General features: G+C 28.8%; 18 protein-coding genes. 13 read left to right on the forward strand and 5 right to left on the reverse strand.

Annotation, left to right across the window (positions count from 1 at the left end):
• Nucleotides 1-238: 238 nt before the first annotated feature.
• A complete protein-coding gene (locus I6H46_RS03090; RefSeq protein ID WP_019119036.1) occupies nucleotides 239-2,233 on the reverse strand; it encodes a C69 family dipeptidase in 1,995 nt (664 codons plus the stop codon).
• An 826-nt stretch (nucleotides 2,234-3,059) separates the two neighbouring features.
• Nucleotides 3,060-3,335, reverse strand: a complete 276-nt coding sequence (locus I6H46_RS03095; protein ID WP_019119033.1) for a hypothetical protein — start codon at nucleotides 3,333-3,335, stop codon at nucleotides 3,060-3,062.
• A 144-nt stretch (nucleotides 3,336-3,479) separates the two neighbouring features.
• Here I6H46_RS03095 and I6H46_RS03100 point away from each other — a divergent pair, with 144 nt between their 5' ends.
• The 11 genes from I6H46_RS03100 to I6H46_RS03150 all read left to right on the forward strand — a co-directional run bounded on the left by I6H46_RS03100 (nucleotide 3,480) and on the right by I6H46_RS03150 (nucleotide 15,282).
• On the forward strand, nucleotides 3,480-4,715 hold the full coding sequence (locus I6H46_RS03100) for a putative DNA modification/repair radical SAM protein (RefSeq protein WP_019119032.1): 1,236 nt from the start codon (nucleotides 3,480-3,482) through the stop codon (nucleotides 4,713-4,715).
• Nucleotides 4,716-4,718: 3 nt separating this feature from the next.
• Nucleotides 4,719-5,450, forward strand: a complete 732-nt coding sequence (locus I6H46_RS03105; protein WP_019119031.1) for a TIGR03915 family putative DNA repair protein — start codon at nucleotides 4,719-4,721, stop codon at nucleotides 5,448-5,450.
• A 180-nt stretch (nucleotides 5,451-5,630) separates the two neighbouring features.
• Nucleotides 5,631-5,885 (forward strand): ion transporter, encoded by a 255-nt coding sequence (locus I6H46_RS03110; protein WP_070737189.1) that lies wholly within the window; start codon nucleotides 5,631-5,633, stop codon nucleotides 5,883-5,885.
• Nucleotides 5,886-5,893: 8 nt separating this feature from the next.
• A complete protein-coding gene (locus tag I6H46_RS03115; RefSeq protein ID WP_004839655.1) occupies nucleotides 5,894-6,157 on the forward strand; it encodes a hypothetical protein in 264 nt (87 codons plus the stop codon).
• Between the two features lie 639 nt (nucleotides 6,158-6,796).
• A complete protein-coding gene (locus I6H46_RS03120; protein WP_019119029.1) occupies nucleotides 6,797-8,158 on the forward strand; it encodes an ABC transporter substrate-binding protein in 1,362 nt (453 codons plus the stop codon).
• A 143-nt stretch (nucleotides 8,159-8,301) separates the two neighbouring features.
• The gene (locus I6H46_RS03125) at nucleotides 8,302-9,147 is read left to right on the forward strand and encodes a carbohydrate ABC transporter permease (RefSeq protein ID WP_004839658.1); all 846 of its coding nucleotides are present in this window, start codon (nucleotides 8,302-8,304) and stop codon (nucleotides 9,145-9,147) included.
• Nucleotides 9,147-9,983, forward strand: coding sequence for a carbohydrate ABC transporter permease (locus I6H46_RS03130; RefSeq protein WP_004839659.1), 837 nt, complete (start codon nucleotides 9,147-9,149; stop codon nucleotides 9,981-9,983). The genes I6H46_RS03125 and I6H46_RS03130 overlap by 1 nt, the downstream gene beginning before the upstream one ends.
• A gap of 4 nt (nucleotides 9,984-9,987) precedes the next feature.
• On the forward strand, nucleotides 9,988-11,031 hold the full coding sequence (locus I6H46_RS03135; RefSeq protein WP_019119028.1) for a LacI family DNA-binding transcriptional regulator: 1,044 nt from the start codon (nucleotides 9,988-9,990) through the stop codon (nucleotides 11,029-11,031).
• Nucleotides 11,028-12,488: a 4-alpha-glucanotransferase gene (malQ, locus tag I6H46_RS03140; RefSeq protein WP_019119027.1), complete on the forward strand. Its 1,461-nt coding sequence runs from the start codon at nucleotides 11,028-11,030 to the stop codon at nucleotides 12,486-12,488. Before I6H46_RS03135 ends, malQ begins: the two co-directional genes overlap by 4 nt.
• A 52-nt stretch (nucleotides 12,489-12,540) precedes the next feature.
• Complete coding sequence (locus I6H46_RS03145; RefSeq protein WP_004839663.1) at nucleotides 12,541-13,653, forward strand: ABC transporter ATP-binding protein; 1,113 nt, start codon at nucleotides 12,541-12,543, stop codon at nucleotides 13,651-13,653.
• A 267-nt stretch (nucleotides 13,654-13,920) separates the two neighbouring features.
• Nucleotides 13,921-15,282 (forward strand): MATE family efflux transporter, encoded by a 1,362-nt coding sequence (locus I6H46_RS03150; RefSeq protein ID WP_019119026.1) that lies wholly within the window; start codon nucleotides 13,921-13,923, stop codon nucleotides 15,280-15,282.
• A gap of 55 nt (nucleotides 15,283-15,337) precedes the next feature.
• Here I6H46_RS03150 and I6H46_RS03155 read toward each other — a convergent pair whose 3' ends face one another.
• Both I6H46_RS03155 and I6H46_RS03160 read right to left on the reverse strand, forming a co-directional pair.
• Nucleotides 15,338-15,991, reverse strand: coding sequence for an HAD family hydrolase (locus I6H46_RS03155; protein WP_200226130.1), 654 nt, complete (start codon nucleotides 15,989-15,991; stop codon nucleotides 15,338-15,340).
• 20 nt (nucleotides 15,992-16,011) lie between these two features.
• The gene (locus I6H46_RS03160) at nucleotides 16,012-16,551 is read right to left on the reverse strand and encodes a GNAT family N-acetyltransferase (protein WP_019119024.1); all 540 of its coding nucleotides are present in this window, start codon (nucleotides 16,549-16,551) and stop codon (nucleotides 16,012-16,014) included.
• Between the two features lie 120 nt (nucleotides 16,552-16,671).
• Here I6H46_RS03160 and I6H46_RS03165 point away from each other — a divergent pair, with 120 nt between their 5' ends.
• Together I6H46_RS03165 and I6H46_RS03170 are read left to right on the forward strand one after the other, a co-directional pair.
• Nucleotides 16,672-17,205 (forward strand): chromate transporter, encoded by a 534-nt coding sequence (locus I6H46_RS03165; protein WP_200226132.1) that lies wholly within the window; start codon nucleotides 16,672-16,674, stop codon nucleotides 17,203-17,205.
• Entirely contained in the window at nucleotides 17,198-17,758 is a 561-nt protein-coding gene (locus I6H46_RS03170) for a chromate transporter (protein ID WP_200226134.1), read from the forward strand. The genes I6H46_RS03165 and I6H46_RS03170 overlap by 8 nt, the downstream gene beginning before the upstream one ends.
• A 32-nt stretch (nucleotides 17,759-17,790) precedes the next feature.
• On the opposite strand, the gene I6H46_RS03175 is transcribed toward I6H46_RS03170, so the two are convergent.
• A complete protein-coding gene (locus I6H46_RS03175; RefSeq protein WP_200226136.1) occupies nucleotides 17,791-18,048 on the reverse strand; it encodes a hypothetical protein in 258 nt (85 codons plus the stop codon).
• Nucleotides 18,049-18,404 lie beyond the last annotated feature (356 nt).

Genomic DNA, 18,404 nt, shown 5'->3' on the forward strand with positions numbered 1-18,404 from the left:
TGCTAAATAATAAAATATATAATAGGTAAATTACTCAAGACAAGTAGGCTTGGATTCTTTTCGATATTTATTCGAATTTGCTTAAATAATGAGATCTATCCACGCATTTGCTATGCTCATTTAGTTAAGATAGGTAAGTTATTATTTAATTTCTAAACTTAAATTTTAAAATTTTTCTTACAAAAAAATCGTATTGGAAAAACCAATACGATTTTTTGCTTTTAGTTTATTTTATTTTCTAGTTTTTCTTTTTTCTTGAAAATATTGCTACAACGGCTGCTACTACTGCAACTGCAATGATTATTAATGTTTTGTTTGATTTGTTTTCTGTTTTATTTGTTTCTTGTTCATTGCTTGATGATTGTGCTGATGTTTCTTTTGATGATGCATCGTTTGATTGGCTTGGCTCTTCTTCTTTGCCTTCTGTTTTGTATTCTACTGATGATTTGTCTGTTTCGAATACGTATTTGTCATCTTCTTCTTTTACATCAATTTTGTCATCTTTTGAGCCGAATGCAACTTCTTTTTCAAAGGCTTTTTTAGGAACTGAGATTTTTACTGGATTATTTAATTTTTCTACAGGTTCTCCGTAAGAGTCTACTATTTCGATTTTTCCACCTTTTTCGTCTTCGTCTGGTGTAACTTGAAGATTTAAAGCTTTATCGCTTGTATTTTTTTTAACTTCCATTGTTGTATCTGTGAAGTTTTCAGTAGCTCTTCTTCCATAGAATGTATATTCGTATTCGTTTTTCTTTAAATAATTTTTGTATTTGTCTTCTAAGTCTTTGTTGAATCCTTTTAATAAATCGAATGCTTTTTTAGCTTCTTCTTTATTTTTTTCTGTTGGATCTTTTTCTCCTGAAACTTTTGTATTTGCTATTTGTTCTTTTTCAAATTTGTCAATTTCTGGAGTGATGTCTTTCATGAAGTCATCTCTGTTTGCCTCTACCATGTGTAGGGTATCCATTGCCATCCAATAATGTGACTTATCTTTTTGTGGATCATTTGTTTCGTTTTTAACTTCATCAATTGCATCTTCTTGGTTTGGATAGTATGCAACGTATGGTTGAACTAGTGGGGAACCAAGTGTTAGCCACATTATTCCAGGATTTGTTGCCTCTGCGTCTTTTGAAACTTGGAAGATGTGTGATTCCATAGTATTTCTATTTCCTATTGGATAAGTTTCATCTCTTCCTCTGTCATTTGCTTCTAAATCAAAATTTTCTAGTCTGTTTCTTGTAAAGTCCATTACATTTTTAACAGAAATAGAACCTTTTTTTGCATCTTGTAGGAATTCATAAGTTTCAGTTTCCATATCAATTTTAGAATCAGGATTTAAGAATTTGATTCCTGATGCAACTCTTGAACGGTTTGATGGAGAGAATTCCTTTTCTGCATAAGATTTTGCCAAATTTATAATTCTATCATCTTCATTTCCTTCAAAAGTTTTTGCTTTCTTAGCTGTTTCAAAAATTCCTTTAGAATAAAGATAATTTTCGTCTTCGCTCATTATATAATTGTCACTTTCTTCGCCTTTTGTAAGTTTTGCTTCATTTAGCCAGAAAGTATTTGGGAAAACTGAGAATTTATCTTTTGGATATTTCATTGCAACAAATTCATGGCCTGAATAAATTTCTACATACCAAGTATCTGTTTTGTCAGCAACTACAAGAGCATTTCCTTCAGCAGCTCCTTTTGTAGCAACTTCATTAGCTATTAATTTTACAGCATCTAGTGCATTGTCAGCACTTGATAATACAACTGTTGTAATTATTGCCTCACTAATTCCAATTGGCTTTCCTTCTTCTTCTCCATCAAGATATGGATCAACCTTTTGAACATCTTCGCTTGCAGATGCAGAAACAGTCATATCAGCCATAAGACCTTTTTCGTTGTAGCCAGCCTCATCAAACTTACCATATTCAGGAGTAGTATCACTTATAGAAGTAAAACGGTAAGAATCGTGTGGAAGTTCAAATTCATATCCACCTTTTTCTGCGTAAGAAACATCTACAAGTTTTTCTCCTTTTTTGTATTTGCCAGCTTCATTGATTTTATAAACCTTGTTGTGATTTATTTCCAAATCCTCTGTACGACCAAAAATTGTAGTACCATCTTCAGTCAAATCGCTACCAACTATAACGCCTGTACAAGCTTTTGCAGGTAAGGCTAAGGCAGTAAATAAAAATACTGCGCTCAATATTGAAACACATAATTTATTAAATATTTTCATAGTGTACCTCCAATTCATATTATAAATCAATTAAATAAAATAGACAAACGTTACCAAAAATAGTTTTTCTTCTTTATTTCTTTATCAGAAATGAGCAAAATCTTTTCTCTTTTGTAATAAATAATTGGAAATAAATTTATTTTTTGCTTATTATAATCAAATTATAGAAATGAAAAAAGATATTTCGGTGATTAAGAAAGAGGATTTTTAAAAATTTCAAAAAAATTAAAAAATTTTAAAAAAAATGTTTAGAATCGATTTCACTGGGTATTATTATAATAACAGAAGATAAAATCTTCTGATAGTCCACTAGCATGGATAATAAAAATGCTTAAGTTTATAGTAATATATGAGATTTAAAGCTATAAATGTATTTATACTATAAAAATTTAAATGGATTTAAAATCTGAAATCTTATATTATAAAACTTTATAATAGTGAAGCTTTATTTAAAAAAAGAAAATAATATAGGTTTTTGTGGAAAAAGTGGTGGAAATTAATTGTTAAAGTAGAGCCATCTGACATTTTTCTAAAAGATTTGTTTATAGGATAAATAGAAAAAAAGCAAGCTAACAATTGAATAGATAAAGATTTTGTTAGGAGGAAGTTTTCCCATAAAATAAAAAAATATACAAAAACTGTCAATGTGCTAAGATATTTAATATATAAATATAGAAATATGAAAAAAGAAAGGACATAAGAGTGATTGAACCAAAAACAGAATCCTGTGCTAGTGGACATATAAAATAAATCGACTTTAAATTGTAAAGAAATTTTAAAGTCGATTTTTTTTGTGTTTATTTTTAATCTTTTATTTCATTTTAAATTATTTGATTTTTTTCCTATACATTAATTGGTTTACCAAGAACAAAAAGGAAATTATAAAAAGATTTGTAAAGGAATCTGGACTTGATTTTTTACTTATCAATGAAAAAAATATTTCTAGAACTAGGTAGATTGTAAAGGCTATAAGGGTGTGGATTGATGTGTAATTAAAAATTTCGGCATCTCTTTTGTCGCCAAATTTGTATTTTGTTAAAAGTAGGATGTTTACAACCAAGCTTGCAAGTAAAATTATTATTATTAATAGATTTGTTTTCATAATATATTCCTTTCTTTTTTGCTTTATCTTTATAATAGGTTAAAAAATATTTTGTGTCAAATAGCTTATTGAAGATATTTTCTTGAAAGTTTTAAAAAAATCTTATATAATAATAAGACATTAAGAGTCTAAAAGGAGTAGGCTATGGATACTTTAGAAAAATTGAAAATTTTGACGGATGCTGCCAAGTATGATGTGTCTTGTTCTTCATCGGGTTCTAGTAGAAAAAATTCTTCAAAAGGATTGGGCAATGGGCATCTTGCTGGGATTTGTCATTCGTGGAGTGAGGATGGCAGATGTATTTCTCTTTTAAAAATTTTATTTACTAATAAGTGCATTTACGATTGTGAATATTGTATCAATAGGTCATCAAATGTCACAAAGAGAGCGGAATTTTCTCCAAGAGAAGTTGCTGATTTGACTATTAATTTTTACAAGAGAAATTATATTGAAGGTTTATTTTTATCATCTGGCGTTACAAAAAATCCAAATTATACAATGGAGCTTTTGATAAAAACTGCTGATATTTTGAGAAATGAATATCATTACAATGGCTATATTCACATGAAATCAATACCGGGCGCTGATTCTGATTTGCTCAAAAAAATGGGACTTTTGGTGGATAGGATGAGTGTGAATGTGGAACTTCCTCTAGAAAAATCTCTAAAAATTCTAGCTCCCCAAAAATCTATAAAGGCGATTGAATCTTCTATGGATTTTGCCAATAAAAAAATTGTCCAAAGGAAAAATGAGATTAAATTATACAAGCATACTCCAAAATTTCTTCCGGCAGGACAAACAACCCAAATGATTATAGGAGCAGATGAGGAAAGTGATTTTGACATTGTGAGTAGGGCGGAAAATTTGTACGACGATTATTCATTAAAAAGGGTTTTTTATTCAGCTTTTGTTCCAGTTGTAAAAAGTGAATTTACAAAAGATATAAAAAAAGCTCCACTTTTGAGAGAACATAGACTCTATCAAGCTGATTGGCTTTTGAGATTTTATGGTTTTAAATCTTCTGATTTATTAAATGAGAAAAATAAAAATTTTGATTTAAGAATAGATCCCAAAACAGATTGGGCTATAAATAATATTTCGAAGTTTCCAATGGAAATCAACAAGGCGAGCTTTGATGATTTAATTAAAATTCCAGGAATCGGAATAATTTCTGCAAGAAAAATTGTAAATGCAAGAAAATACAGAAAACTTGAATATTGGCATTTGAAAGCCTTAAATATTTCTGTAAAAAAAGCCAGAAATTTTATAACTGTAAATGGCAAGTACCAAGGTTTAAAAGTCAAAGACCAAAAAGATTTAAAAGACAGGATAAGCCTTTCTGCTCCAAAATCTTTTGAGCAATTATCATTTTTTGGGTGAAATATGAAAATTATAGTTTATGACGGAACTTTTGAAGGTTTTTTGACGGTAATTTTTACACAATATAAAGAAATTTTCAAAATAAAAATAGAAAGGGAAAAAGATCAAATTTCTTTTCTTGACCAAAAATATATAAAAACAGATTTTGAAAAAGCAAAAAGAGTTGAAGATTCCATAAAGAAAAATATTTCCAAAGAATTTTATTATGATATAAAAATAGCCTTTAAATCAGATTATAAAAACAAGGACACGATAATTGCAAGGCTTATAAAACTTGCCTTTATAAAAGGAGAAAAAATCACAAAATCAACCAACAAATACGCAATAGCCTTTAATAAAATGGTAAAAAATTACAGCAGAGAGGCTCATGCCTTTAAGGGGCTTTTGAGATTTAAGGAAATCCAAGAAGGATTTTTATTTGCCAAATACGAATCCCACAACGATATTTTAGAAGATTTGTCCAGACATTTTTTACAAAGAATGCCAAAGGAAAAAATTGTAATATACGACAAAAATCGAAACAAGGCTTTTGTATCAATTTATGGAAATTTTGAAGTGGTAGAAATATTAAATCTTGATACAAAAGAAAGTAAGAAGGAAGAATTTTTTCAAAATCTATGGATAGGATTTTACGATGCTATAGCTATAAAAGAAAGAAAAAATAAAAAACTAATGATAGAAAATATGCCAAAAAAATACTGGAAATATTTGCCAGAAAAAAATAGAAAAAAGTAGATAAAGGAGCGTAAGCTCCTTTTTTGTGAAAATAACACATTTAATTGTTTTATCTAATTTAAAAATAATATAATTATTTTTTAAAATTTATATTATAAAATTGGATTTAATATTTTTTATTGGGGTAAAAATTTAAAAGAGAGAGTAAGTATTTGAGTTTGAAAAATAATAAGGAGAAATATGGAAGATAGGACAAGAAATTTTCAAATTATAGGAGCAAGTCTTTCTTATATTCTTGTCATGATAATATCATGGGTAAAAAATTTAAATACCAGCGGACCAAACGCTATATTTTCGACAATGATATTATTTGGATTGACTTATAAAACTTTTATAAAAAAAGAAAAACTTAAAAAAAGTGAATTTGTTTTTAGATTTTTAACCATACTTGGTTTTGGCGCTATAATGCTTACAAGTTTTCGCGATTTAATTTAGGAGGAGATATGAAAAGACAAGTTGAAGTACCAATTTTTATTTTGGGAATTGTAATATGGGTTGTTGCAATATTTTTGCCAGTTGATAGCTTGGAATTTATTTTAGGAAATGGACTAAGGCCATTAGGACTTGCAACTATATTTATTTGCCCGATTTTGGGAATAATTGGAATGCTTTTTTCTATAAAAAATAGAAATATCATATTATCGTTTTTAAATATTTTTTTAATACTTGCTTTTCCAATTACTATGAGTATTGGATATTATTTTTAATAAATTGTAAAAAGGCCTTATGTATCGGAGCGTAGACAAACTAAGGAAATTCTCATTTCGAGCGAACGTAGTGAGTCGAGAAATCTCATGAGATCTCTCCGTGCGTTCGTTTCACTCACACTAAAACACGTTTGCTTCGCAAACTTCTTCGTGCTTTCGCACTTAGTTTTAGGGATTATTGTGCCAAATCAAGGCACAATAATCTAGTCGATATGGGTTGTCTCATCACTTTAATTTTAAATTATTAAAAATTATAATATGGATTTTGTATACGCTCTGAGACCTTAAGGTCTTTTTTATTGGATAAAATAATTTGAAGTAAAAATCTTAGGGAAATCATTATTTTTTGATAAATATTTTAATTTTTATAAAAAATTTTATTTTTCGTTTTAGTCTTTGGAATTGTGGGATTTTATTTTTTGAAAATTTTTAAATTTTTTGAAAAAAAGTCTTGATTTTTATTTTGGAATATGATATAGTGAATTTACGGAAACGATACCGAAAACTGTTTGCTTTAAATTTTTTGAAAATGCAAAGAAATTGAAAAATTCTAAAAAAATATTAATAGAGGGATTTTTGGAGTTTTCTTTTTATAAATGTTTTTGGTTAGTTGGAAAATAAAATGGAGGAATATTTTTTATGAAATTGAAGAAAACGTTATTGACAACTGCTTTAGTGCTTGCATCTTCTCTTGCTCTTACTTCTTGTGGACAAAAAAATGATGCTGACAACAGCAATTCTAATGCAGAAGGCGGAGAAAGTGCAAAGGGTTCTGTTTATTATTTAAACTTTAAACCTGAAGTTGAGGAAGTTTGGAACAAAATCGCAAAAACTTATACTGATGAAACTGGTGTTCCTGTAAAAGTTGTTACTGCTGCAAGTGGTACTTATGAATCTACTTTGAAAGCGGAAATTACTAAAAAGGATGCACCAACTCTTTTCCAAATCAACGGTCCTATTGGTTACAAAAATTGGAAAGATTACACAAAAGATTTGAAAGATTCTGAACTTTACAAACATCTTATCGACAAAGAACTTGCTGTTAAGGATGGAGAAGGAGTATTTGGTATTCCTTATGTAGTTGAAGGATATGGAATTATCTACAACGATGCAATTTTACAAAAATATATAGGCCTTGACGGTGCAAAGATTAAAAGTGTTGATGAAATCAAAAATTTTGAAAAATTAAAAGAAGTTGCTGAAGATATGCAAGCTAAAAAAGAAGAGCTTGGCATCGATGGAGCCTTTGCTTCTACATCTTTAAAACCAGGTGAAGATTGGAGATGGCAAACTCACTTAGCAAACTTACCAATTTATTATGAATATAAAGATAATAAAGTAAAAGATATGGATGAAGTTAAATTCAAATATGCTGATAATTACAAAAATATTTTTGATCTTTATATTAAAAATTCTACAGTTGATCCAAATGCTTTAACTGGAAAAGCTGTTACAGATTCTATGGCTGAATTTGCTCTTGAAAAAGCTGCTTTTGTTCAAAATGGTAACTGGGCTTGGAGCCAAATTTCTGAAGTTTCTGGAAACAAAGTAAAAGAAGAAAATATTAAATTCTTACCAATCTATACAGGAGTTAAAGGCGAAGAAAAACAAGGTATCTGTGTTGGTACAGAAAACTTCTTCTCTGTAAATTCACAAGCTAGCAAAGAAGATCAAAAAGCTACAGAAGAATTTTTAACTTGGTTATTTACTTCTGAAAAAGGAAAAGAATTTGTAACAAAAGATTTAGGATTTATTTCACCTTTCGATACATTTGAAGAAAAAGATCAACCATCAGATCCTCTTGCAAAAGAAGTTGTAAAATATATGTCTGACAAAGACTTATATAATATTGATTGGAACTTCACATCATTCCCAAGCCAAGCATTCAAAGATTTCTTTGGACAAGCTCTAGGACAATATGCATCTGGAGAAATGAAATGGGATGAAGTTAAAGATTCTTTTGTAAAAACATGGAAAGATGAAAAAGCTGCTGCAAAATAAAAAAATTAGCAGCCAAAAAAGATTATAGGTTAAATTAATCTATCTTTGTGATAGAAAAAAATAGTCTGAATGTATGTTAGCTTGATTAAAAATCAATCCTGCATTCAGACTTTTTTTAAAACAAATCCATAAAGGAGGTTTTTATGGAAAAAATATTGAAAAAATATTTCCCATTTTTTGTATTACCTACTTTTTTAGTATTTTGTATAGTTTTTATTATTCCTTTTATACTTGGAATCGGACTTTCTTTTACAAAATTCACTACAATTTTTAATTCTGAGTTTGTAGGTTTTCAAAATTATGTAACAGCCTTATCAAGCGGACAAAGATTTGGTAGAGCTTTTGTTTTTACGGTTTTATTTACTATAGTTTGTGTAATTTCTATAAATGTTATAGCCTTTGCCCTAGCTGTTGTTCTTACAAGAAAAATTAGAGGCAAAAATTTATTTAGGACTGTATTTTTTATGCCAAACTTAATCGGTGGAATAGTCCTTGGTTATACTTGGCAAGTTATGATTGATTCATTTTTATTAAATTTTGGACAAACGCTTTTAGCAAATCAAAAATATGGATTTTGGGGCTTGGTAATACTTATGAATTGGCAATTGATTGGTTATATGATGGTAATTTATATAGCAGGTCTTCAAAATGTCCCACCATCACTTATAGAAGCTGCCGAAATTGACGGAGCAAGTAAGTGGCAAACTTTAAAATCTATAACAATTCCAATGGTTATGCCATCAATTACAATTTGTACATTTTTAACACTAACAAACAGTTTCAAATTATACGATCAAAACCTTGCTTTAACAGCAGGAGCACCATTGTATAAGACGGAAATGTTAGCTTTGAATATAGTAGATACTATGTTTTCAAGAAATGGATTTGAAGGAGTTGGACAAGCAAAAGCGGTTATTTTCTTTATTATAGTAGCAGCCATTGCCTATCTTCAAATCAGACTTACCAGAGAAAAAGAGGTGGAACAATAATGAAAGAAAAAACCATAAATGCAATTTTGTTTGTAATAATGTTATTTCTACTTGGGATTTTCCTATTTCCTATTGCCTTTATCCTTATGAATTCCTTTAAAGGAAAATTTTTCATAAGCGATTCTCCTTTTACACTTCCAACAGGAGATACTTTTGCAGGGCTTGAAAATTATGTTTCTGGACTTGCAAGAACAGGATTTTTCCAAGCTGCAGGTTGGTCATTTTTTATAACAATAATTTCAGTTTTTGTAGTGGTACTTTTATCAGCAATGACTGCTTATTATTTAACAAGAGTAAAAAATAAATTTACACAAGTGATTTATTACTTGTTTGTATTTTCAATGATAGTACCTTTCCAAATGGTTATGTTTCCAACAATAAAAGTTGCAGACTTTCTACATTTAAATAATCCAATCGGCATGGTTGTTTTATATTTAGGATTTGGAAGTGGGCTTTCAGTATTTATGTTTTCAGGATTTATAAAATCAATCCCAATAGAAATCGAAGAAGCATCTATGATAGATGGATGTTCGCCAATAAAACATTTCTTTTATATAATTCTTCCGATTTTAAAACCAACAGCAATTACAGTTGCAATTTTAAATACAATGTGGATTTGGAATGATTATCTTCTTCCATATCTTGTAATAGGAGTAAGTACTCCATACAAAACAATTCCAGTTGTAATCCAAATGCTTGTAGGAAGTAATGGAAACAAAGACTTGGGAGCTATGATGGCTATGCTTGTTCTTAGTATGTTGCCAGTTATAGTATTTTATTTGACAATGCAAAAACACATAGTTAAAGGAGTTGCGGCAGGAGCAATTAAAGGATAAAAAATTGAAAAGAGTAACCATAAAAGACATAGCATCTATGTGTGGGGTAAGTGTGAGCACTGTTTCAAGAGCTATAAATAATGGTGGAGAAATAAGCAATGCCACCAAGCAAAAAATTCTTAAAACCATTGATGATTTAGGTTATGTGCCAAATCAAAATGCAAGAAATTTAAAAATTACAAAAACAAAAACAATAGCAGTTCTCATAAAAGGAATTACAAATCCTTTTTTTACACCAATGTTAAAGGTTCTCGAAGAAGAAATAACAAAAGCTGGTTACACTTTTGCCCTACAAAAAGTAGAAGAACATTTAAGTGAGATTGATATAGCTTATAAAGTTGAAAAAAATTTAAAGCCTGAAGGAATAATATTTTTGGGCGGATATTTTGTAGAAGATAGAAAAAAATTAAATTCTTTGGGAATTCCTTTTACAATGACGACAATAATAAATAAAGATTTAAAAATAAAAAAATCAGCTTGTCTTGGCGTAGATGATTTTGTTCAAAGCAAAAAAATAGTAAATTATTTGATAAGCATTGGGCATAAAAAAATTGCTTTTATAGCGCCAAGAATTGAAGATCAAAGTATAGGAAAGTTAAGGCTTATGGGCTACCAAAAAGCCCTAGAAGAAAATGAGATAGAATTTGATGAAAAATTAATTTTTTATCCCAAAAAGGGAATAAATCCCTATTCCATGGAACACGGATATGAAGTAGGCAAAAAAATTGTGAAAAAAAATATTCCATGCACAGCAATTTTTGCAATATCTGATGTAGTCGCCATGGGAGCAATTAAGGCAATAGATGATTTTGGTAAAAAAGTTCCGCAAGATTATTCAGTTGCAGGTTTTGATGGATTGGAAATAAATAAATATTTATTAAAACCAATCACAACCATAGTCCAACCAGCATCAGAAATTGCTTATGAGTCAGTAAAAGATTTATTTAAAATAATAAAGAAAAAACCGTATGAAAAGATAATGGAATTTGATGCTGAATTGTTTGTAGGAAAAACAACAGCACCAATTGTTAGTAAGGAGTTAGAATGAAAAAAGCAGGTATTTTATTACCCCTTCAAAGTCTAAATGGAGAAAATGGGATTGGAGATTTTGGAAAAGCTGCATTTGATTTTATAGATATAATCAAAAAATCAGGATTCGATATGTGGCAAATTCTGCCATTAAATCCCTTAGGATATGGAAATTCTCCCTACCAGCCATATTCCTCATTTGCTGGAGATGAAATTTATATAAGTTTAGACTTGCTATATGAAGACGGACTGCTTGAAAAAAGGGCTGAAAAAATAGAACAAAAAGAAAGAATTGAATATAATTTTGTAAGAAAATTTAAAGAAAAATATTTAAAAATTGCCTACGAAAATTTTAAAAAAACCAAAGAAAATCAAACAAAAGCCTACGAAGATTTTTTGAAATTTGATTTTGTGTATAATTATGGCGTTTTTATAACTTTAAAAAAAGAAAATGATTTAAGAAGCTGGAATGAATGGCCAGATGAGATGAAAAATTGGATTGTAGATAAAAAATTCGATTTAACACCTTATGAAGACAAAATCAATTATGAAATTTTTGTTCAATATATTTTTTACAAACAATGGATGAAATTAAAGGCTTATGCCAACGAAAATAACATAAAAATTGTTGGAGATATTCCTTTTTATGTAGGACTTGATAGCCTTGATGTTTGGGAAAATCAACAATATTTTGAAATAACAAAAGATGGCAATCCAAAATTAATAGCGGGTGTTCCACCAGATAATTTTTCAGCTACAGGACAAAGATGGGGCAATCCTATTTATAATTGGGAAAAAATAAAAGAAGATGATTTTTCTTTTTGGATAAATAGACTTGCCTATAACGGAAAACTTTACGATATAGTAAGGCTTGACCATTTTAGAGCCTTTGATACTTATTGGGTAATAGATTCAAAAAATGAAACAGCCGTAGAAGGCGAATGGCTTTTTGCACCTGGCTATGAATTGTTTGAAAAAATAAAAAAAGATTTGAAAGATGTAGAATTTATTGCAGAAGATTTAGGCGAAATAAGACCAGAAGTTTTTGAGCTTAGAGATTATTTTAACCTAAAAGGAATGGTAATAATTCAAACAGATATAAGAGCAACTGAAAAAAATTATATATACGCACCAGAAAATTCGATTTGTTATACAGGAACTCATGATAACAAAACTATTATGGATTGGTTTGAAGATTTAAGCGAAGAAGAAAAAGAAAATATAAACAAACTTTTCCAAAAAATCGGCATAAGAAACGAAAATATTTACGATAATTTTTTTGAATTTGCAATGAGGTGCGATAGCGAATATGTAATAATTCCTCTACAAGATATTTTGGGCTTGGGCAAAGAAGCAAGAATAAATACACCAGCCACCTTGGATGAAAAAAATTGGTCTTATAAATTCAAATCAATGGAAAAATTAAAAGAAAAAGAAGAATTTTTGAAAGAAATTATAGAAAAAAATAGGAAATAAATTCATAATATTATAGATTTACCCTGTAAATTTTAATATTAAAGGAGAAAAAATGGCAAATTTAAGTTTAAAAAATATAAATAAAATTTATGACAACGGCTTTCATGCTGTAAAAGATTTTAATATGGAAATAGAGGACAAGGAGTTTATAATTTTTGTAGGACCATCAGGCTGTGGAAAATCTACGACTCTTAGAATGATAGCAGGGCTTGAAGATATAAGCTCTGGAGAGCTAAAAATTGATGGGAAAGTTGTCAACGACGTTCTACCAAAAGATAGAGATATAGCTATGGTTTTCCAAAATTATGCTCTTTATCCACACATGACAGTTTATGATAATATGGCATTTTCATTAAAAATAAATAAGGTGCCAAAAGATGAAATTGACAAAAAAGTAAAAGAAGCAGCAAAGATTTTGGATATAGAAAATCTATTAAAAAGAAAACCAAAACAATTATCAGGTGGACAAAGACAAAGAGTTGCTATGGGACGTGCTATAGTTAGAAATCCAAAAGTATTTTTGATGGATGAGCCATTAAGTAACCTTGATGCAAAACTTAGAGTTCAAATGAGAATTGAAATTTCAAAATTATATCAAAAATTGGGAACAACAATGATCTATGTAACTCACGATCAAACAGAAGCAATGACTCTTGGAACAAGAATAGTTGTAATGAAAGATGGAGTTGTTCAACAAATTGATACACCACAAAATCTTTACGATCATCCAAAAAATTTATTTGTTGCAAGTTTTATAGGCTCACCACAAATCAATTTGATAGATGTTAAAGCGGTAAAAGAAGGCGAAGAAGTATTCGTAGAAAATGATTATTTAAAATTAAAACTTCCAAAGGAAAAAGCAGACATATTAATCGATAAGGATTATATAGGAAAAAAAGTTGTATTTGGAATAAGACCTGAATCAATTTATGACGAAGAAGACTTTTTAGAAAAAGCAAGCGATGGCTCAATAATAAATGCAAAAATTAGAGTATTTGAGCTAATGGGAGCAGAAGTTTATTTGTATTTTGATTTAGGCGAAGATCAAATAACAGCAAGAGTAAATCCATCAACAAAAGCAAAAGTTGGACAAGAAGTAAAATTTGCTTTTGATATGGAAAAAACCTATCTCTTTGATCCAGAAACTTCTCTTATAATAGAATAAAAAATAAAAAACTGGTAAATATTTTTTAAAACTTCTAATCAAAATGATTAGGAGTTTTTTCTTTAAAATTTTAAAAGTCAAAGGAAGTATTTTTAAATAAATTATAAATTTTTAAAAATTTCAAAAAATCTGTTTTTGATATTGATAAATATTGACAATTAAATTCCTTTTTTGTAAAATTTAGGAGATTATAGAGATTTAAATAATTATTTTTAATTAGTCTAATAGATTTGATAAAAAATTTTGAAAAATATAAAGGAGATGCCTATGGAGAAAAGAAAAAATATTGATCTTACAAAGGAAAATATTGGAAAATCTTTAATAAAATTATCCATTCCTTTAACTCTTACAGCTTTTGTCCAAATCGCCTATACTTTGGTAGATATGATTTGGATTGGTAGACTTGGCTCTAATGCTGTCGCTGCTGTTGGAGTTTCTTATTTTTTGGCTTGGATTGCTGAGGCTTTGTCTTTGATTGCAAAAATTGGCGGAGGAGTTTATGCGGCTCAAGCCTATGGAAGAAAAGATAAAAAACTTACGTCTTTGATTTTACAAAATGGATATTTGCAAGGAAGCATTACTTCAATAATCTACATAATTTTAATATTTACTTTCAAAACTTATATTATAGATTTTTATAAACTAGGAGCAGAGGTTTCAAATTTTGCAAATGCTTATCTTTCTATAACAGCTTTGGGTTATATATTTGTATTTTTAAATCCGATTTTTTCCCAATCATTTTATTCGATTGGAGAAAGTATTACTCCTTTTAAAATAAATACAATTGGTTTGGTTTTAAACATAGTTCTTGATCCGATTTTTATTTTTGGTCTTGGACCAATTCCTCAATTAGGAATAAGGGGTGCGGCAATAGCAACTGTTACGGGACAAGCAACTGTATTTTTTATATTTTTATTTGTTATGAAAAGAAAAGTTGGTGTAATAAAAGATTCTCTTGAAAATTTTACACTTTCAACAAAATGGCAAGTGAGAATTTTTAAACTAGGACTTCCCGTTGCTTTTATCAGCGGAATACACGCTCTAATAACTATGATTTTAAATAAATTAATGGCAAATTTTGGACCAAAACCAGTTGCAGTTTATTCAATAGGAAGTCAGCTCGAATCAATTTCTTGGAAAACAACAGAAGGATGCCAAGTTGTAGTTCAATCATTAATCGCACAAAATTACGGAGCAGGCTTAATGGATAGGGTAAAAAAAGGCGTCAAAGAAAGTCTAAAACTTGTAGGGGCAATTGGAATTATTGCTACAATTATTTTGTTTGCATTTAGAAATTATTTATTTGAAATTTTTGTGCCAGGCGATTTGGAAACAATAAATTTGGGTGCAAAATATTTGGCAATTCTTTCAGCAAGCCAACTTATGATGGCATTAGAAATAGGTTCTACAGGAATTTTCCAAGGCTTGTCAGATACAAGAACGCCATCAGCAATTTCGATAATATTTAATGCAGCAAGAATTCCAATATCAATTTTATTAATGCCATATTTTGGTGTTTTGGGAATCTGGCTATCAATGACAATAACATCAATTATAAAAGGACTTCTTTCACTTTTTCTTTTGAAAAAGAAAATGAAAAAGAATTTAAAAGTTATAGATTTTAGATGATTTTTTAAAATAAGAAAAATATTCAAAAAAATAACCACCTTTAGGTGGTTTTATTTTATAGATTTTTAATTTTTTCTATATCAATATCTTTGATATTATCAATTACCATATCTGCTTGTTTTTTTATTTTGTCCCATTCGTTTTTGTTGTATGGGAAATCTTTTATGCCTACGGTTTTTATTCCAAGTTTTTTGGCTGATTTTACTGCATAAAGGGCATCATCGAATAAAACTGCGTCTTTTGCATCAATTTTATAATTATCAAGTGCCTTTTGCCAATATTCCTTGTCGCTTTTTTTGTAAGGAAATTTATCTGGAGTTAGGATAAAATCAAATAAATTTATTATGCCAAGTCTTCTTAGGGCATTTTCTAGATGCATTTTGTCAGTTGATGAACAAATACACATATCATAGCCATCGTTTTTTAATTTTTGTAAAATTTTAACAGCTCCATCTTTTGCTAACAAATGATTTTTGTAGGCATCTGTTATGGTAGAAGAAAAATAATCTAAAACTTCTTTTTCGCTCTTGTCTGTGCAGACATTTTCTTTTAACCATTTTACTGTATCCAAAAATGATAAGGCTTCAATTTTTCCTTTCTCTTCGGTTGTAAGTTTGTAATTATATTCTTTTAAAAGTTTCGCTATTGGTTCTAGCCAAATGTGCATGGAATCAAGGATAGTTCCATCGCAATCAAAAAATAATTTCATAAAAACTCCTTAAAATTTTCTTATGCAAGCTTTATATTATCTTCAATGTAAGATTTTGGGAAAATTGAAGTTAATAGATTCATATAATGTTCAAAATTTATAGTTTTATTTAAACTCATTAGCTCAAGATCAACTCCAAACCATGAAATGTTTATGTCAGTTTGCTTAAAGCCCAAATTTTTGTAGAAATTCTTTCTTTTTTGCCTTTGAACAAGATTACAAGCATCTTCAACGCAAGGTTCAATTTCAATAATTATTGTTTTATTTTCTCTTTCATTCAAAAGTTCTATAGATTTTGAACCAAGACTTAGCCCCCTATAATCGCTTTTTATGGCAAAATAATCAATCAAAAGCGTATCGTCGAAATCCGAATCCAAGGTGATAAACATTCCTACAAATTCATCGTCAAGCAAAATCGGAATAATTCTTCCCAAAGAATTTTCGCAAACTTTTATAATTTGGTCTAGAGGTTTTCTTTCAGCTTTTGGGAAAGCTTCTATATATAAATTTTTAATTTCTTCTAAGTGTTCTAAATAAGAATTTGATAAAGTTAAATTCATAAAGTCCCTTTCGTTTTTCTTTACATATATTAAATAATCATACTGCAAGAAAGCTTAAAATCAAGAGATTTAGCCTGACCTCTGCCTTGTGCTATAATAAAATACAAAGGAGAAATTAAAATGAAAATATTATTTGAGCTTTACATAACTTTTTTTAAAATAGGCGCTTTTACCTTTGGGGGAGGCTACGCTATGCTTCCGCTCTTACAAAGAGAATTGGTTGACAAAAGAAAATGGATTAGCCAAGAAGAAATTTTAGATTATTACGCAATAGGTCAAACAACTCCAGGAATAATTGCTGTAAATACTTCGACTTTTTGTGGGAGAAAAAGAAAAGGAAATCTTGGAGGAATTGTTGCATCACTAGGTTTTATTACTCCATCAATAATAATCATTACAATAATTGCAAATTTCTTAAAAGCATTTTCTCATATAATTTTAATTAAACACGCATTTGCTGGAATTAGAATTGCAGTTTCAGCTCTAGTTTTAAATACTGTAATAAATATGGTAAAAAAAACTGCTGATACAAAAATAAAAATTTTAATTTTTTTATTAACTTTTATTGCGATAGGAATTTTTTCTATTTCGCCAATAATTATTGTTATAGCTTGTGGAATTTTTGGAATTATTTTTGGAGGCAAATATGCTTAGGTTGATGTGGGAATTTTTCAAAACTGGACTTTTTGCAATTGGGGGAGGAATGGCAACTTTTCCATTTTTGCAAAAAATGGCAGAAAATTACGATTGGTTTACAAGCGAAGAATTATTAGATATGATTGCCGTTTCAGAATCAACGCCCGGAGCAATAGGAATAAATGTTGCAAGCTTTGCAGGATATAGAGCCTACGGAATTGTTGGAGCAATCCTTGCAAGTATTTCTTTAATAAGTCCTGCAATAATTATAATTTTAATAATAGCAAAATCTTTGGATAAATTTAATACATCAATTATAGTAAAAAATGCTTTTGAATATATAAGGCCATCAACAGCAGGACTTATTTTGGGAGCGATGTTAAATGTAATGATAATTTCCTTATTTAACGTAAAATTATATGAAAAAACAGGAAATTTTCTAGATTTATTTCAATTAATTCAACTTATTTTGTTCCTAGGATTTTTATTTTTATTAAGAAAATACAAAAAAATCCATCCACTATTAATAATAGGGATGGGGGCTTTGTTTGGGATTGTGTTTAAATTATAAAAAGCAGGAATTTATACTCCTGCTTTTTGAAATTAAAATTTTGTAGGTAAAATCATTGCAAAATATGCCTTCCACCTGTATTTTAAAATTATTTTTAAAAAATCACCTAAAAGTTTGGAGTCCTTATTGTCATAAAGGGCATCTCTTAAATAAGGATAGAGCTTATATGAGGCATAGTTTATATTTGTCTTATTGTTTGACAAGTCTTTATATTGGTCTAAAATTTCTTTTCTACAAGATTTGCTTAATTTTAAATTTTTATCATTGTAAATTTGGTGAATTTTTTCCATAAAATACTTTTGTTTTTCTTTTTTCTCATAAATCTACCTCCAACTTGTATGATACAATAGTTCATTTATTTGTAAATGCTTAGATGCCAATGAAAAAGGTGAAACTTAGCCAAATAAAAAAGCAGGAGTTGGCCCTCCTGCTTTTTTTGATTCCATGAATATATATTCCTTTACTCTAAAATAATATACTTATTTAAAAATAAAAATCAACAAGAGTTTTTTAAAAAAGCTAAAACTGTAGAATAAAATTATGATATAATATTTTTGTTATCGTTAACCTATACTGGTAACAGTTAGGGGGTGATTATCATAGATTATGTCATAACTTTAATAATATCTATTTTGGCAGGAATAAT

The organism is Anaerococcus obesiensis (genome assembly GCF_016599815.1).
In the GTDB taxonomy this organism is placed as follows: domain Bacteria; phylum Bacillota; class Clostridia; order Tissierellales; family Peptoniphilaceae; genus Anaerococcus; species Anaerococcus vaginalis.

Bases quoted from the DNA above. Each gene is read 5' to 3' on its own strand.
- I6H46_RS03090 (WP_019119036.1), bottom strand. From the start codon at position 2,233: ATGAAAATATTTAATAAATTATGTGTTTCAATATTGAGCGCAGTATTT.
- I6H46_RS03095 (WP_019119033.1), bottom strand. From the start codon at position 3,335: ATGAAAACAAATCTATTAATAATAATAATTTTACTTGCAAGCTTGGTT.
- I6H46_RS03100 (WP_019119032.1), top strand. From the start codon at position 3,480: ATGGATACTTTAGAAAAATTGAAAATTTTGACGGATGCTGCCAAGTAT.
- I6H46_RS03105 (WP_019119031.1), top strand. From the start codon at position 4,719: ATGAAAATTATAGTTTATGACGGAACTTTTGAAGGTTTTTTGACGGTA.
- I6H46_RS03110 (WP_070737189.1), top strand. From the start codon at position 5,631: ATGGAAGATAGGACAAGAAATTTTCAAATTATAGGAGCAAGTCTTTCT.
- I6H46_RS03115 (WP_004839655.1), top strand. From the start codon at position 5,894: ATGAAAAGACAAGTTGAAGTACCAATTTTTATTTTGGGAATTGTAATA.
- I6H46_RS03120 (WP_019119029.1), top strand. From the start codon at position 6,797: ATGAAATTGAAGAAAACGTTATTGACAACTGCTTTAGTGCTTGCATCT.
- I6H46_RS03125 (WP_004839658.1), top strand. From the start codon at position 8,302: ATGGAAAAAATATTGAAAAAATATTTCCCATTTTTTGTATTACCTACT.
- I6H46_RS03130 (WP_004839659.1), top strand. From the start codon at position 9,147: ATGAAAGAAAAAACCATAAATGCAATTTTGTTTGTAATAATGTTATTT.
- malQ (WP_019119027.1), top strand. From the start codon at position 11,028: ATGAAAAAAGCAGGTATTTTATTACCCCTTCAAAGTCTAAATGGAGAA.
- I6H46_RS03145 (WP_004839663.1), top strand. From the start codon at position 12,541: ATGGCAAATTTAAGTTTAAAAAATATAAATAAAATTTATGACAACGGC.
- I6H46_RS03150 (WP_019119026.1), top strand. From the start codon at position 13,921: ATGGAGAAAAGAAAAAATATTGATCTTACAAAGGAAAATATTGGAAAA.
- I6H46_RS03155 (WP_200226130.1), bottom strand. From the start codon at position 15,991: ATGAAATTATTTTTTGATTGCGATGGAACTATCCTTGATTCCATGCAC.
- I6H46_RS03160 (WP_019119024.1), bottom strand. From the start codon at position 16,551: ATGAATTTAACTTTATCAAATTCTTATTTAGAACACTTAGAAGAAATT.
- I6H46_RS03165 (WP_200226132.1), top strand. From the start codon at position 16,672: ATGAAAATATTATTTGAGCTTTACATAACTTTTTTTAAAATAGGCGCT.
- I6H46_RS03170 (WP_200226134.1), top strand. From the start codon at position 17,198: ATGCTTAGGTTGATGTGGGAATTTTTCAAAACTGGACTTTTTGCAATT.
- I6H46_RS03175 (WP_200226136.1), bottom strand. From the start codon at position 18,048: ATGGAAAAAATTCACCAAATTTACAATGATAAAAATTTAAAATTAAGC.